A 14,574-nucleotide genomic window follows, 5' to 3' on the forward strand; every position below is an offset into this window, starting at 1 on the left:
TCTGCTGCACGGCGTGCGCTCACGCCGGCACGCGCGCGCAACCGGTACGCGGCCGCGGCAGCCATGCGAAAACGCCATGCATCCACGTCATCGTCGCCTCGCTGTCTCGCGTCGTTCGTCGCATCGATGCCGCCTCGGCAACCCGTGGGCCGGCGTCGCCGGGCGATCCTCGCCCGGGCGGCGCGCCGCGACGCGCCGCCCCTGATTCCAGTCTAGTTCGCGCGTGGACGTCGCGCAGCGCTCGCGGCGCAAGCGTCGAATCGTCCGACAAACGGCTTTCATCCGCCCCCTTGCCGCGCTATAGTCGCGTTCATGACATTTTTGTGACAGTCGCATCGTGCCGCCGCGCGCGATGCCGGCCGTTGCATCCCGCGCCGCATTCGCCGCAGCCCGCGCGGCCGCCGGGCGCGCATCGAACGACCCGCCCACCCGCCCACCCGAGGAGCCCACGACGTGAACGACACCCCTGATCGCCCCGACGACCTTCCCGCCGATCCCGACCGCCGCCGCTTACTCGGCGGCCTCGCCGCGCTCGGCGCCGGTGTCGCGCTCGCCGGCTGCGAAACCACCGCGGGCAACGCGCCGCGTTCGGCCGCCGACCTGCGCATCGACGAGGCGTTGCGCCAGCGCGTGCGCCACATCGTCGTGATCTATGCGGAAAACCGCAGCTTCGCGAACCTGTACGGCGATTTCCCGGGTGTCCGTTATCCGCTGAGCGAAGTGCGGCCCGAGCATGCGCAGCAGCTCGACCGCGACGGCAAGACGCCGCTGCCGGTGCTGCCGAAGATCTGGGGCGGGCTCGTGCCGCAGGCGCAGGAAGTGGACGGCAAGCGCTACGCGATCGCCGAGCGCGACATCGACAAGCTGCCGAACGCGCCGTTCCGGATTACCGATGCGCAGGGCAAGCCGCTGCCGAACGGCGTGATCACGCGCGACCTGTGGCACCGCTTCTACCAGAACCAGATGCAGATCGCCGGCGGCCGCAACAACCAGTTCGCCGCGTGGGCCGATTCGGGCGGCCTCGTGATGGGCCATTACCGCAATTCGGCCGACACGCTGCGGCTGTGGAATCTCGCACGGCAATACACGCTGTGCGACAACTTCTTCATGGCCGCCTTCGGCGGTTCGTGGATGAACCACATGTTCCTGATTTCCGCGCAGCCGCCGCGGTATCCGGACGCGCACAAGCATCCGCATGCGGCGAAGCTGCTGTCGAAGGTCGAAGGCGACGATCCGGCCGGCACGCGCCTGAAGCTCGCCGACGATTCGCCCGCGTCCGCGCTCGACGGCCCGCCGAAATTCGCGGTCGACGGCCCGCTCACGCCGGACGGCTACGGCGTGAACACGATGGCCCCGCCGTACCAGCCGAGCTACGTGCCGCCGCCCGATCCGGGCAATGCCGCGTATGCGGACCCGGCCGACCATCGCGTGATGCCGCCGCAGGGCTACGCGACGATCGGCGATCGCCTGTCGGAAAAGAACATCGACTGGGCGTGGTACAGCGGCGCGTGGCAGTACGCGCTCGAGCATCGCGACACGGGCACGGTGCCCGATTTCCAGTACCACCACCAGCCGTTCAACTACTTCGTGAACTACGCGCCGGGCACCGAAGCGCGCCGCAAGCATCTGCGCGACGCGGGGCTCGGCGACGAGCCGTCGACCAACCACTTCATCGCCGACATCGACGCGGGCCGCCTGCCGGCCGTCACGTTCTACAAACCGCAGGGCAACCTGAACATGCACGCGGGCTATGCGGACATCGAATCGGGCGACCGTCACATCGCGACCGTGATCGACCATATCCGGCGCGGCCCGCAATGGGAGAACACCGTGATCGTGATGACGCACGACGAAAACGGCGGCTGGTGGGATCACGTCGCGCCGCCGGTCGGCGACCGCTGGGGCCCCGGCTCGCGGATTCCGGCGCTCGTGATCTCGCCGTTCGCGAAAAAGGGCTTCGTCGATCACACGCTGTACGACACGAACTCGATCCTGCGCTTCATCAGCCGCGTGCACGGGCTCGCGCCGCTCGACGGCGTGGTCCTGCGCGACAACGCGTTCGCCGCGCGCGGCGCGACGCCGCCGGGCGACCTGACGAACGCACTCGAGCTCGGCTGACCGCCAGCCGGTCGTCGCAAACGACGACGCCCCGGGCCATCCGATGAATGGTCCGGGGCGTCGTTCGTTTCAGGCCCGGCGGCGCTACGCGGCGCTGCGCACTGCGTCGCGCACGGCCAGCGCCGCATGACGGCCGGCCTGTCGGCCGAAGAACGTCGCGTCGGCCAATGACAGCCCCGAACTGTATCCGGCGCCCCAGCGCGGCAGCCCGCACGTCGTGCGACCGGCTGCGTAGAGCCCCGGCACCGGCGTACGCGTCGCATCGAGCACCTGGCCGGTGGGCAGCGTATCGAGCCCACCGAGCGTGAAGTGCGGATAGAACGCGTAGTCGATCCGGCAATCGAGCGCGACGAACGGCGGCTCGATCAGCGGCTGCAGCCACTGCTTCGCCTTGTGGAACAGCGGATCGACGCCGTCGGCCGCATGGCGGTTGTAGACGTCGACGGTCGCCGTCAGCGTGCCGGCCGGCATCCGCAGGTCGCGTTCGACCTCCTCCCAGGTTTCGCCGGCCGCCGCGATGCCGATTCGCGCGATGGCGGGCGGCTCCTGGTACGTCGCGTGATCGACGAGCAGGTAGATGCGATCGTCGGCCTGATGGAACGCATGATGGCCGGTGCGGCCGTGATAGCCGTCCTCGTTGACGAAGCGCTGCCCGCGCGCGTTCACGAAAATGCCCTTGATCAGCGCTTCGGGCGCGTAGAACGGCAGGCTGACGAAGCCCTCGTCCATGTGGATCGCCGCACCGCCCGCGCTCTGGCCGAGCAGGATGCCCGACCCGTCGTCGCCCGGGCTGCCGATCGGCTCGTCCGAGCGCAGGAACTGCGGCGCATGCCGGCGCACCATGTCGCGGTTCATCGCGAAACCGCCCGCGCACAGGATCACCGCACGGCGCGCACGCACGAACACCGTGTCGCCATACGCGCGCAGCACGACGCCGCGTACCGCGCCGCCGTCGTCGACGATCAGCGCCACCGCGCGCGTGTCGTAGCGCGTGGCCACGCCGAGCGCCGCGACACGCTCGGCCAGCACGCGCATCAGCAGTTGCCCGCCGCCCCAGCCCGGCCATTGCGGCGTGTGGCCGCGCGGGCACGGCTTCGCGGCCTCGCTGAACGGCCAGGCTTCCTCGCTGCCCGACCAGATCAGGCAGTCGTCCGTTTCCGGTTCGACGATCCGCTCGGCGATGAACGTGTTCTTGTACGTCACGCCCTGCGCGACGAGCCAGTCGTGGTGCGCCAGACTCTCGTTCGCATAGAGGCGCACCTTCGCGTCGTCGGCGTCGCGGCCGCCCGCGAGCATCAGGTAGCGATACAGGTCCTCGGTGTCGTCGGTGAAGCCGGCCTGCCGCTGCGCGGGCGTGCCGCCGCTGCCGCCGAGGTAGATCTCGCCGCCCGACAGCGCGCTCGTGCCGCCGTAGCTCGACGCGCGCTCGACGATCAGCGTGTCCGCGCCGGCGCTCGCGGCCTCGATCGCGGCACACGCGCCGGCCGCGCCGAAGCCGACGATCACGACGTCGTGGTCGGCGTCCCAGCGGTGCACGTCGCGCAGGTTCAGGGGATGGGTCAGGGAATAGTCGAATGACATGACGAATGGATCGGCGTGGAGGAAATCTGCGGGATGCTGCGGGCGCGGCGATGGCCGCCCGCGTGGACGGCCTGACGCGAAGCAGCGTGGTCGATACGAATCCCATGCGCGGCACGGATGGAACGCCGGCGACATGAAACCTGACCGGCTACGCTGCCTGATGCGACACGCCACGTGTCGTATCGCGTGCGCTCGCCGAAAGCGGTCCACGCGCCATCGCGCCGCGATGGCGCCCTTCCTGCGCGGTTCGAGCCCGCACCGGCGTCACATGCCGCGCAGCGCAGCGAAACCGAAGTGCGAAGGATCGATCGGCACGCACCCGGTCGGCAACCCGTTCGGATCGACCGAGCGGCATTGCAGGATGCCGGCCGCATACGGCGGCGACGGGACTTCGTCCGCGCCGTATCGCGCCATCGCCATGGCAGCGAACGTGCCCATCGCCAGTACGCACAGCTTGCGAGTCGTCAGTCTCATGATCGTCGTCCCCTCCGGTTGGCCGCTGGTGCGGTTCGTGTCCGGCGTGCCTCGCGTGCCGCACCGGATGACTGCACGGTAGCCAGCGCCAGGCCGGCGGCCATCGTCCGTTTCGACTAGGGGCAAACGCTGAGCGGACCGGGCGCCGCATGTCGCGCCGCAGCATCGATACCGACGGCATCGCATGCCTGCGGGGCAGGCAATCACGTGACACGCCTTGCTCGACCGGTCGCTTCAATCGTCAGACGCATGTCCTGCTTCGTCACCGCATCGCACCATCGACTCGCGCGCGTACGCCGCACGCCGGCCGTCCCCAGTGTTTTCCCCGACCCCGGCCCTGCTCCGTATGGGTGATGAAGGTCGACCGGTCCAGTGCGAACCTGCGCATCGACGTCGCAATGCCGCCGCGTTCGCATACGCGACGCGACCGACTCTTTCCGTTCTTCCACGGGAGCACTGCATGACCGATTCGCATTCGCGCCACGCGCTGTACGAGCTTGCGTGCCGCTACGCCCAGGCCGTCGACCGGCGCGACTGGCCTCGCCTCACCGCCCTCTTCACCGCCGACGCCACGCTGGCCGGCCCCGGCTTCCGCTTCGACGACCGCGACGCGATCGTCGCCGGCATGCGCGTGATCGAGCGTTACGACGCGACCCAGCATCACGTGCACAACCAGCTCGTCACGCTCGACGGCGGCGAGGCCGATGTCGAGACCTACGGCGTCGCATGCCACATGTACGTGCGCGACGGCGTGAAGCGCAAGCTCGACTGGGGGCTGCGCTATCGCGACCGCTGCGTGTTCGACGGCGGCACGTGGCGCTTCGCCGCGCGCACGCTGCACGTCGACTGGTCGCAGGATCTGCCGCTGGAAGGCTGAACGATGCGCGCTTCTGCTCGCTTCGCCGGCGGCATCGCAGGCGCCGCGCTGTTCCTTGCCGGCGGGCTCGCGACGCGGATCACCGGCACGATGCGGGAGGTCGACGGTGACTCACTCGCGGCAGTCAGCGGGTATCGCGACCCGAACGGCTTCTAGACCCACTGCCATGCGTCGCGGGCAACGGCTTCGATTTCCGAGCAGCGGCCAGACACACCTGCCGCTTCATCCGTTCATTTCACGCGGCGCCCTTGCGCCGCCACCGGAGACACCATGAAGATCCTGATCGTCGGCGGCACGGGCCTCATCGGCGGCCACGCCGCGTTGCATCTGCACGCGCAAGGCAATCACGTGACGCTCGCCGCACGCAAGCCGGCCGCGGCCGGCAGCGCGCTCGCGCAGTTCGACGTGCTGCAACGCGACTACGTGGCCGGCAATTTCACGCGCGACGATCTCGCGCCGTTCGACGCGGTCGTGTTCGCGGCCGGCAACGACATCCGCCATCTGCCGCCCGGCACCGACGAAGCCGCACACTGGGAACGCGCGAACGTCGATGCGGTGCCGCGTTTCTTCGCACTCGCACGCGATGCGGGCGTGAAGCGTGCGGTCCTGGTCGGCAGCTTCTACCCGCAGGTCGCGCCGGCGCTCGTCGACACCGTGCCGTACGTACGCTCGCGCCATCTCGCCGACGAGCGCGTGCGCGCGCTCGCGACGCCGTCGTTCGCGGTGTGCAGCGTCAATGCGCCGTTCGTCGTCGGGTCGGTGCCGGGGTTGCGCAACGAGATGTTCGCCGCGTACACGGGGTATGCGAAGGGCCAGTTGGCGGGACTGCCGGTGTACGGGCCGGCCGGCGGCAGCAACTTCATCTCGACGCAATCGCTGTCGGAAGCGATCTGGGGCGCGCTGCAGCGTGGCGAGGCCGGCAAGGCCTATCTCGTCGGCGACGAGAACCTGAGCTTCGCCGACTACTTCGCCGCGTTCTTCCGCGCGGCCGGCAACCCGCGCGACGTGCCGTCGCTCGACCAGGAGCATCCGCTGCTGCCCGACATCGCGATCTACACGGGGCGTGGCAACATCGTGTCGTACGAGCCCGATCCGGCGGATATCGCACTGCTGCGCTACCGGCGCGGCGACGTACAGCGCGCGGTCGACGAAGTCGTCGCGCATTGCAGCGCGCGGTGAGCGAACGGGTCAAGCACGGCGTGGATACGAAAACGTCCCGCCGCCGGCAACAAACACCGGCGGCGGGACGTCAGGGTCGATAACGATGCGTATCGCGTCAGCCGCCGATACGCTGCTCGATCTTCTTCATCGTGTCGGTCATTTCAGCCGGCAAGCGCAGCTTCAGCGTCTCGAACGGAACCACGATTTCTCGTGCGACCTACACGTCCTTCCAGTCGCTGAAATACGGCTATTTGCCCAACGCATTGAACCAGCCCGGACCGATCGGTGCATAGCCCGTGGTGCCTGCCGCCGCGGCCCGCGCATTGATTCCGAAATCAGGCCACGCGGGGTAGTACGCACTCGAGTTCGCCTGTGGCGTTCCTTCGATCTTCGCGGTGCCCGGGGTACCCGTCGAACCAGTCGTCGCACCGAGCGTCACGATGCCGAAGTACGGCTCGTAGATGTTCGTGCTGTTCGGCATCGACAACGCCATATCCGAATAGCAGTATGCGTACACCGGACCGTATGCACCCTTCGGTTGCTGCGCGATCCATGCCATCAGCGCACGGTATTCACGCGCCTGGTTTGCTTGCGTGAGGAAAGGCGCATTCTGCATGGTCCGGAAATTGGCATTCGTATATTGCGTCGACGAGCCACCCAACGTTCCGGTGAAGTTGGTCGCGCCGTCCGTACCGGTCGTCGGCGCACCGAATTCGGTCAACGCAATGGCCTTCGCGCCATCACCGGCTGCGTTCATCTGGTCACGCAAGCTCGTGCCGGTATAACTCGAAAACGTATTACCGGTACTCGACGGCCACGCGTACGACGGCGACGAAAAGGTATGCCACATCATGTTGAACGCATTCGAGTATTGCGGATATGTCGAGTTGAGCGCCGTGCTCGGGCATTGGTCCTGAGCCGATTGCCAGTCGTCGGAGTAACAGTAAGGATGATGGGCGAGCGCATCGAAATACCCGTGCGCGCCGTTGGCGTACATCACGGCGAGCCAATCGCGCGGATCCCACTGCGTCGGGGCGGGATAGCCCGGGCTGCTCGAATCGACGAGTCCCGCCACGCCGTTCGGTGGCAGTGCACCGCTCGTGTTGTTCGGATACGTCGTGCAGGCCGCGCTTCCGCCCGCATACACATAAGCGCCCGGGTTCGCTTGCTTGATCGCCGGATATGCACTCTTCAGGATCTGTGTATACAGCACCGGATCGTGAGGCATGAAATCGATGCCGCAATTCGGTTCGTTCCAGATTTCCCATGCGTCGACCTGTCCGCCATAGCTGTCGCTGCCGTAATGCTTGGCCGCGGCCCGAGCAAAGTTGGTGTAGTGAGTTGGGTCCGGTGCGCACAGCCATGACGGAACGCCGTTCGCCTGCTGATAGCCGCCCGAGCATTTCGAACTGGCCGCCCACGGCGGGGTCAGCAAAATCAAGCCCAGCACTCGCAGCCCGTTGTTGCGTGCCGCACGGATAACCGTGTCCGTCACGCCCCAGTTCAGTCCACTGCCGCTGCCTGGATTCGGATCGTTGACGTCAATGCTGGTTTGCGACGGTTGAATGCGCGCCCAGTTGATATCGATCCGAACCCAGCGAGCATTCGTCGCGGCAAGACCGGCCATGTAGTTGTTGATCGCTTGCGTCGGGTTGCTGGCGTTCTGATTGATGATGTCGTTGATTTCGCTGCCAAGGTTGATGGCAGGCACCGGCGTATTGGTCTGGCCCATTGCGGGTCGGCCAGCCAGCAGCACGACGACGAATGCGATGCACACGAAGCCGGCCGAACTCGAGTTCGATCGGCCATTCCGGCGGCCGGACAGTACACGACCCGCCACGTCCGATAGCCACCTCATCGATTCAGCAATCATCAACGCCCCCAGGAGTTTGTATCGGAGCGTCGCCAATTTCGCAGCCAAATTCCGACACGAGAAACGGCGCGCCCAATCCGATAACCGACGACGTCGCTGTGTCGACGGACGAGTCGTGATTGTCCCGAATCGATCGGCGCGCAAGCGTGCGTTATCGCACTCATCCATGTCGGGGAATATGCGAAACGGGCTGTCGCGAGACAGGCTGTGCCGGCCAGCAAAAATCGTTCGCCACGCGAAGCGAAGAAACAAAAACGTCCCGCCGCCGGCAACAAACGCCGGCGGCGGGACGTCAGGGTCGATAACGATGCGTACCGCGTCAGCCGCCGATACGCTGCTCGATCTTCTTCATCGTGTCGGTCATTTCAGCCGGCAAGCGCAGCTTCAGCGTCTCGAACAGCGCCGCATGCAGCTTCAGCTCCTCGCGCCATTCGTCGGCGTTCATCGACGTCACCGCATCGAACTGATCGCGCGTGAAATCGAGGCCGTCCCAGTGCAGGTCTTCATACGCAGGCGACACGCCGAACGCATGCTCGCCGCCACCGCCGGTGCCTTCGAGACGATCGAGCATCCACTTCAGCACGCGCATGTTCTCGCCGAAGCCCGGCCACACGAACTTGCCGTTCGCATCCTTGCGGAACCAGTTCACGCAATAGATCTTCGGCAGCTTCGCGCCGGCGGCTTCGAGCTGCTTGCCGAGTTTGAGCCAGTGCGCGAAATAATCGCTGACGTTGTAGCCGCAGAACGGCAGCATCGCGAACGGATCGCGGCGCACGATGCCCTGCTGGCCGACGGCTGCCGCGGTCGTCTCGGAACCCATCGTCGCGGCCATGTACACGCCTTCGACCCAGTCGCGCGCCTCGGTGACGAGCGGTACCGTCGTCGAGCGGCGGCCACCGAAGATGAATGCGTCGATCGGTACGCCGGCCGGGTTTTCCCAGTCGTCGTCGATCGACGGGCACTGCGCGGCCGGCGCGGTGAAGCGCGAGTTCGGGTGCGCGGCCTTGCGGCCGGTTTCCTTGGCTATGTCGGGCGTCCACGGATTGCCCTGCCAGTCGGTCAGCTTCGCGGGCGGCGTGTCGGTCAGCCCTTCCCACCACACGTCGCCGTCTTCCGTCAGCGCGACGTTCGTGAAGATCACGTTGTCCTTGAGCGTGGCGATCGCGTTCGGATTGGTCTTCACGCCCGTGCCCGGCGCCACGCCGAAGAATCCGGCTTCCGGGTTGATCGCATACAGACGGCCGTCGCGGCCCGGCTTCAGCCACGCGATGTCGTCGCCGATCGTCGTGACCTTCCAGCCGTCGAAGCCCTGCGGCGGGATCAGCATCGCGAAGTTGGTCTTGCCGCACGCGGACGGGAACGCGGCCGCGACGTGATACTTCTTGCCGGCCGGCGACGTCACGCCGAGGATCAGCATGTGTTCGGCGAGCCAGCCCTGATCGCGGCCCATCGTCGACGCGATGCGCAGTGCGAAGCACTTCTTGCCGAGCAGCGCGTTGCCGCCGTAGCCCGAGCCGAAGCTCCAGATCTCGCGCGTTTCCGGAAAATGCACGATGTACTTGACCGGGTTGCACGGCCACGGCACGTCCTGCTGGCCGGCTTCGAGCGGATGGCCGACGCTGTGCACGCACGGCACGAAATCGCCGTCCTCGCCGAGCACGTCGTACACGTCGCGCCCCATGCGCGTCATGATCCGCATGTTCACCGCGACGTACGGGCTGTCGGACAGTTCGACGCCGACGTGCGCGATCGGCGAACCGAGCGGGCCCATCGAGAACGGCACGACGTACAGCGTGCGGCCGCGCATCGAGCCGCGGAACAACCCGTTGAGCGTCTCGCGCATTTCGGCGGGCTCAATCCAGTTGTTGGTCGGGCCGACGTCGTCGCGCGAGGCCGCGCAGATGAACGTACGATCCTCGACGCGCGCGACGTCCGACGGGTCGGATTGCGCAAGATACGAATTCGGGCGCTTCGCCGGGTTCAGGCGCTTGAGCGTGCCTTGATCGACCATCGCCTGGCACAGCGCATCGTATTCTTCCTGCGAGCCGTCACACCACACGACCCGCTCGGGCTCCGTGAGTGCCGCGATACGCGATACCCAGTCGATCAGCTTGCGATGTTTGACGAAAGCCGGCGGAGCGATCAGCGGGCCGTGTGTCGCTTCGGCCATGGTGTTTTGCGACATGGGAATGTCTCCAGATTATTGGGCGGGGATGGGGGATGCGGGGCGGGCCCGCGAGATGGGGAATGCGTGCGGAGCGCAGGAGGATGCGGCGCGCAGGACGGGACGCGCGAGCGGAGCGCGCGTCGATGCCGCGATGCGTGCGAGAGAAGGTGAAGTCTCGTTAGAGGGTGCGAACGCGAGTTTCGCCATGCAAGCAACCTGCCATACAACTCCATGCCGGCCAGCATACCATCGCCGTTATTGGGCGGGCGTTGCGTTGCAACAAGAAACAACTGTGACGGCGCGCCGGCATGCGCGTTGCAGACAGGTCCTTTTTACAGGCGTGGTCGCGCGGGCTTTGGGGACGAAACGGCCGCGACGGCCGCCCCGCAAGGGTTTCGCACGAGCGGCAATTTCACCCTGCCGCTCGTGCGTACTCGCGACGCAAACGCGCGCCGCGCGAATTCGCGTTTTCGCTACTCAGGCAAACCCTGAATTAGGTTGCGTACACAAACATCCTGTTTGAATGCCCGCCACACGTCCCCGCTCAAAACGGTGCGCCAGGCAATCCGGGGTAATACGCGCCCGCCGCCATCCCGCCGTCGACGGACAGTTCCGCACCGTTGCAGTACGACGCTTCGTCGCTCGCGAGGAACAGCGTCGCGCGTGCGATCTCGTCGGGCAAACCGACGCGCTGCAGCGGCACGTTCGCATAGTGCCGGTTGATTTCCTCGAGCGGCGCGCCGGTCGGGTTCGACATCGCGGTGTTCACGCCGCCCGGATGGACGGAATTCACGCGCACGCCCCGGTGACCGAGCTCGAGCGCGGCGACCTTCGTCAACCCACGCACCCCCCATTTGCTCGACACGTACGCGGCCAGCGCATTCACGCCGCGCAGCCCGTCCACCGACGAGATGTTGACGATCGATCCGCTCTGCTGCGCGATCATGCGCGGCGCGATCGTGCGGATGCCGACGAACGTGCCGACCAGATTGATCGACACCGCCCGCTCGAAATCGCGTTTCGACAGCTCGGTGATGCCGCCGAACGTCAGCACGGCCGCGTTGTTGACGAGCACGTCGATGCGGCCGAACTGCTCGACGGCCGCCTCGGCCACGCGCGCCCAGCTCGCTTCGTCGGCCACGTCGAGCCGCACGAAGCGCGCCGCGTCGCCGAGTTCGCGCGCGAGCGCTTCGCCTTCCGCGTCGAGCACGTCGCCGATCACCACGCGAGCGCCCTCTTCGACGAACAGCCTGCACGTCGCGGCGCCCATGCCGCGCGCGCCGCCCGTGACGATCGCTACCTTGCCTGCCAGTCGACCCATGTCGTCCTCTCTCGATTCCGGTTTGCCGGCAGCGCTGCGCACGCATGCGCGCGGCTGCCGAATTGATGATGGGCACACGCCGTGCGACGTCAGCCCCAGTACGCCTGTCCGCCGTCGAGCGGCAGCGTCGCGCCCGTCAGATACGCGGCGTCGCGACTCGCGAGAAACACGATCGCGCGCCCGATGTCCTGCTCGCAATCGCCGACGCGGCCGAGCGGGATCGTGCGGAAGAACGCGGCCGCTTCCTGTGGATGCGCATCGATCCAGCCTTTCAGGCCCGGCGACAACGCATGCGGCGCGACCGCGTTCACGCGGATGCCGTCCGCGCCCCATTCACATGCGGCAGCGCGCGTCAGCGCACGAATCGCCTCCTTGGTCGCTGCATACGCGCCGTAACCGGACGCATCCCAGCGCACCGCGGCCGACGACGCGAAGTTGACGATCACGCCGTCGCCCTTCAGATGCGGATGGCACGCGCGCATCATCCGCAGCGTCGCGATCGGCCCCGATTCGAGTCCCGCCAGAAAATCCGCGTCGCTCACGTCGAGCAGGCGGCCGAGCGGCACGACCTGCGCGTTGTTGATCAGGATCTGCACGCCGCCGCACCGCTCGACGACGGCCTCGACGCACCGCGCGATCTGCGCGGCGTCCATCACGTCGCAAACGAACGCGTCGGCCAGGCCGCCGCGCGCACGGATCGCTTCGCACGTCGCGAGCAGCTTGTCGCGCGTGCGGCCGACCACCGCGACGTGCGCGCCTTCGGCGGCGAGCGCATGCGCGACGCCCTGGCCGACGCCCTGCCCCGCGCCCGTGACGAGCGCGACCTTGCCGTTCAGGATGCCCATGCGTGCTCCTTCAGGCGACGATCGCCGGATGGGCCTGCACCGGCCCGCCGAGCAGTTCGCGGTACGACGGCGGTTGCTTGCCGTCGAGATCGGCGATGCCGTATTGCAACGCGGCTTCCGCACCGACGAGCACCTGCCCCGACAGCGCCATGCGCCGCGGATCGTCGTGGATCGCATGAATCACGCGGCCCGTGAATTCCGGGCTTTCGGCGACGAGCGAAAACTCCTTGTACAGATCCGGATGTTCCTCCCATACGCGCGTCGTGCGCTCGGTGCGCAGCGGCCCCATCCAGATCGACACGGCCGCGACGTCGAAGGGCTTCAGGTCGACGGCCATGTCCTTCGCGAACTTGTCGACGCCGGTTTTCTGCGCGCCGTACGCCGCGCCGTGCATGTAGCAGCTCGCGCCGAACGACGACGTGAACGCGATCAGCCCGCTGCGGCGCTTCGCCATCAGCGGCGCCGCGTGCCAGCTCGCGACGTACGCGGAGCGCAGCCCGACGTCGAGGATGTTCACCAGATCGAGCGATTTTTCCCAGAACGGGCCGGGCAGGATCAATTGATCGTGCAGGTAGGTCGCGTTGTTGACGAGGATGTCGAGCCGCCCGCCGTCGCGCCCGACACGTTCGAACAGCGCCTTCACCTGTGCGTCGTCCGCGTGGTCGCAGGCCACCGCGATCCCGCGGCCGCCGAGCGCGTCGATCTCGCGTGCGGTCTCGTGAATCGTGCCGGGCAGCGGCGCATCGCCTTCGCGCTGCGAGCGGCCCGTCACGTAGACGGTCATGCCGGCCGCACCGAGCGCCCGCGCGATACCCTTGCCGGCACCGCGCGATGCGCCCGTCACGACGGCAACCGGCGCATCGTGGTTCTGTGTCATGTTCGATGTCTCCTGTGGAAGGTTCATCACGCAGCCGGCGGCTGCGCACCGGCGAACAGCACGCCCGGCGCGTCGCCTTCGTAGCGGGCCGACAGCGTCGACGTGACCACGCAGCGCGTGGCCGCGATCTTCCATTCGCCGTCGACCTTGCGATACACGTCGTCGTAGGTCGCGCCGAGCTGCGTGAGCGTGCGCGCGTGCGTGTCGATCATCTGGTAATGCAGGCCCCACGTGCCGCGCGCCTGCGTGTCGTCGATCACGGTGATGTCGGGATTCACGCCGTGATGCATTTCAACGATGTGCGGATGGCAGCCAAGCCGCTCGAATACGTCGACGAGCGCGTCGCGCGTGTCGAACGTGCCGATCCGGCCGTAATCGATCTGCACGGGGCCGGCCACGAAGCAGTCGCGCATGCCCTGCGGATCCTTGCGGTCGCAGCACGTGAAGTAGCGCGCCTTCAGCCGGCGGATCGCGTCGGCGTCCTCGAGCCTGCGCACGCGCGTTTCCAGCGATTCGATGAGGGTCATCCCGTCTCCTTGTTCGGTGCCCGCGCGGTTCGAAGGCCGCGTCGATGCCACGTTACCGCCGCGCGCTGCGTCGGCCATCACCCGTTCGGATGAAACCGGCGCTTCGTCGAAGCAGCGCGGCGCGCATGCGCACGCGGCTTTCGTCCGAACAGACGATGTGATGCAGGCGGCCTCGTCCCTACCATCGAACGACACCACCACGAGACACGCCGATGGACGACACGACCCGCATGCTCCACGAATACGAGCAGATCCGTCAGTTGAAGTACCGGTATTTCCGCGCGGTCGACACGCACGACTGGACGCTGCTCGCGGCGTGCCTGACCGAGGATTGCGAGGCGCGGCTGTATGGCGGCCGGTATGCGTACGACGGCCGTGACGCCTTCGTGTCGAGCCTGCGCGAACTGATCGGCAAGCCGACCTTCCTGACGATGCATCACGGCCATCACCCGGAGCTCACGCTGGTGTCGGCCGAGCACGCATGCGGCATCTGGTTTCTCGAGGATCACGCGATCAATCTCGACGACGACTACCTGCTGCACGGCACCGCGTTCTACGACGACCAGTACGTGAAGCGCGACGGCGTATGGCGCATTCATGCGACGCGCCACGAGCGGTTGTTCGAAACCGTCACGTCGCCGATTCCACCGTCGTTCACGCTGACCGCGAACCGCTTCGCCCCCGGTGCGCATCGAGCGGCCGGATCGACCGAAACCGCTTCCTGAACCGCGGCGGCCGCGCCGCCGCTCCCGT

Annotated in this window: 13 protein-coding genes; 5 read left to right on the forward strand and 8 right to left on the reverse strand. The window is 67.2% G+C overall.

All coding sequences use genetic code 11. The features are described from left to right. Positions 1-453 precede the first annotated feature (453 nt). Positions 454-2,118 carry an acid phosphatase gene (locus tag DTA15_RS34745; protein WP_006483058.1) on the forward strand — a complete coding sequence of 555 codons (1,665 nt, stop codon included), beginning with the start codon at positions 454-456 and terminating at the stop codon, positions 2,116-2,118. A gap of 84 nt (positions 2,119-2,202) precedes the next feature. Here the strand turns inward: DTA15_RS34745 and DTA15_RS34750 are convergent, their stop codons facing one another. Both DTA15_RS34750 and DTA15_RS34755 read right to left on the reverse strand, forming a co-directional pair. Next, positions 2,203-3,699 (reverse strand): FAD-dependent oxidoreductase, encoded by a 1,497-nt coding sequence (locus DTA15_RS34750; RefSeq protein WP_006483070.1) that lies wholly within the window; start codon positions 3,697-3,699, stop codon positions 2,203-2,205. 264 nt (positions 3,700-3,963) lie between these two features. Next, entirely contained in the window at positions 3,964-4,173 is a 210-nt protein-coding gene (locus DTA15_RS34755; protein ID WP_006483048.1) for a hypothetical protein, read from the reverse strand. Positions 4,174-4,633: 460 nt separating this feature from the next. Here DTA15_RS34755 and DTA15_RS34760 point away from each other — a divergent pair, with 460 nt between their 5' ends. The 3 genes from DTA15_RS34760 (at position 4,634) to DTA15_RS34765 (ending at position 6,229) form a co-directional block, all read left to right on the forward strand. Beyond that, positions 4,634-5,050, forward strand: a complete 417-nt coding sequence (locus DTA15_RS34760; RefSeq protein WP_006483012.1) for a nuclear transport factor 2 family protein — start codon at positions 4,634-4,636, stop codon at positions 5,048-5,050. A gap of 3 nt (positions 5,051-5,053) precedes the next feature. Then, positions 5,054-5,206 carry a hypothetical protein gene (locus DTA15_RS38800; RefSeq protein WP_006483014.1) on the forward strand — a complete coding sequence of 51 codons (153 nt, stop codon included), beginning with the start codon at positions 5,054-5,056 and terminating at the stop codon, positions 5,204-5,206. A gap of 114 nt (positions 5,207-5,320) precedes the next feature. Beyond that, complete coding sequence (locus DTA15_RS34765; protein WP_006483003.1) at positions 5,321-6,229, forward strand: NAD-dependent epimerase/dehydratase family protein; 909 nt, start codon at positions 5,321-5,323, stop codon at positions 6,227-6,229. A 229-nt stretch (positions 6,230-6,458) separates the two neighbouring features. Here DTA15_RS34765 and DTA15_RS34770 read toward each other — a convergent pair whose 3' ends face one another. The 6 genes from DTA15_RS34770 to DTA15_RS34800 form a co-directional block, all read right to left on the reverse strand. After that, positions 6,459-7,943: a glycoside hydrolase 5 family protein gene (locus tag DTA15_RS34770; RefSeq protein WP_370448170.1), complete on the reverse strand. Its 1,485-nt coding sequence runs from the start codon at positions 7,941-7,943 to the stop codon at positions 6,459-6,461. Positions 7,944-8,403: 460 nt separating this feature from the next. After that, positions 8,404-10,269: a phosphoenolpyruvate carboxykinase (GTP) gene (locus DTA15_RS34775; RefSeq protein ID WP_006483011.1), complete on the reverse strand. Its 1,866-nt coding sequence runs from the start codon at positions 10,267-10,269 to the stop codon at positions 8,404-8,406. Between the two features lie 526 nt (positions 10,270-10,795). Then, the gene (locus tag DTA15_RS34785; RefSeq protein WP_006483030.1) at positions 10,796-11,572 is read right to left on the reverse strand and encodes a glucose 1-dehydrogenase; all 777 of its coding nucleotides are present in this window, start codon (positions 11,570-11,572) and stop codon (positions 10,796-10,798) included. Positions 11,573-11,661: 89 nt separating this feature from the next. Then, entirely contained in the window at positions 11,662-12,417 is a 756-nt protein-coding gene (locus DTA15_RS34790) for an SDR family NAD(P)-dependent oxidoreductase (RefSeq protein WP_006483036.1), read from the reverse strand. A 10-nt stretch (positions 12,418-12,427) separates the two neighbouring features. Beyond that, positions 12,428-13,294, reverse strand: coding sequence for an SDR family NAD(P)-dependent oxidoreductase (locus DTA15_RS34795; protein ID WP_006483006.1), 867 nt, complete (start codon positions 13,292-13,294; stop codon positions 12,428-12,430). A gap of 26 nt (positions 13,295-13,320) precedes the next feature. Then, positions 13,321-13,821 (reverse strand): nuclear transport factor 2 family protein, encoded by a 501-nt coding sequence (locus DTA15_RS34800; RefSeq protein ID WP_006483068.1) that lies wholly within the window; start codon positions 13,819-13,821, stop codon positions 13,321-13,323. Between the two features lie 212 nt (positions 13,822-14,033). On the opposite strand from DTA15_RS34800, the gene DTA15_RS34805 reads away from it, so the two are divergent. Further along, a complete protein-coding gene (locus DTA15_RS34805; RefSeq protein WP_006483008.1) occupies positions 14,034-14,546 on the forward strand; it encodes a nuclear transport factor 2 family protein in 513 nt (170 codons plus the stop codon). Positions 14,547-14,574: the final 28 nt, after the last annotated feature.

Source organism: Burkholderia cenocepacia (assembly GCF_900446215.1).
Taxonomy (GTDB): domain Bacteria; phylum Pseudomonadota; class Gammaproteobacteria; order Burkholderiales; family Burkholderiaceae; genus Burkholderia; species Burkholderia cenocepacia.

Excerpts from the sequence above, each read along its gene's own strand:
- DTA15_RS34770 (WP_370448170.1), bottom strand. The coding sequence starts at position 7,943 with ATGGGCCAGACCAATACGCCGGTGCCTGCCATCAACCTTGGCAGCGAA.
- DTA15_RS34795 (WP_006483006.1), bottom strand. The coding sequence starts at position 13,294 with ATGACACAGAACCACGATGCGCCGGTTGCCGTCGTGACGGGCGCATCG.
- DTA15_RS34790 (WP_006483036.1), bottom strand. The coding sequence starts at position 12,417 with ATGGGCATCCTGAACGGCAAGGTCGCGCTCGTCACGGGCGCGGGGCAG.
- DTA15_RS34750 (WP_006483070.1), bottom strand. The coding sequence starts at position 3,699 with ATGTCATTCGACTATTCCCTGACCCATCCCCTGAACCTGCGCGACGTG.
- DTA15_RS38800 (WP_006483014.1), top strand. The coding sequence starts at position 5,054 with ATGCGCGCTTCTGCTCGCTTCGCCGGCGGCATCGCAGGCGCCGCGCTG.
- DTA15_RS34760 (WP_006483012.1), top strand. The coding sequence starts at position 4,634 with ATGACCGATTCGCATTCGCGCCACGCGCTGTACGAGCTTGCGTGCCGC.
- DTA15_RS34805 (WP_006483008.1), top strand. The coding sequence starts at position 14,034 with ATGGACGACACGACCCGCATGCTCCACGAATACGAGCAGATCCGTCAG.
- DTA15_RS34755 (WP_006483048.1), bottom strand. The coding sequence starts at position 4,173 with ATGAGACTGACGACTCGCAAGCTGTGCGTACTGGCGATGGGCACGTTC.
- DTA15_RS34785 (WP_006483030.1), bottom strand. The coding sequence starts at position 11,572 with ATGGGTCGACTGGCAGGCAAGGTAGCGATCGTCACGGGCGGCGCGCGC.
- DTA15_RS34765 (WP_006483003.1), top strand. The coding sequence starts at position 5,321 with ATGAAGATCCTGATCGTCGGCGGCACGGGCCTCATCGGCGGCCACGCC.
- DTA15_RS34800 (WP_006483068.1), bottom strand. The coding sequence starts at position 13,821 with ATGACCCTCATCGAATCGCTGGAAACGCGCGTGCGCAGGCTCGAGGAC.
- DTA15_RS34775 (WP_006483011.1), bottom strand. The coding sequence starts at position 10,269 with ATGTCGCAAAACACCATGGCCGAAGCGACACACGGCCCGCTGATCGCT.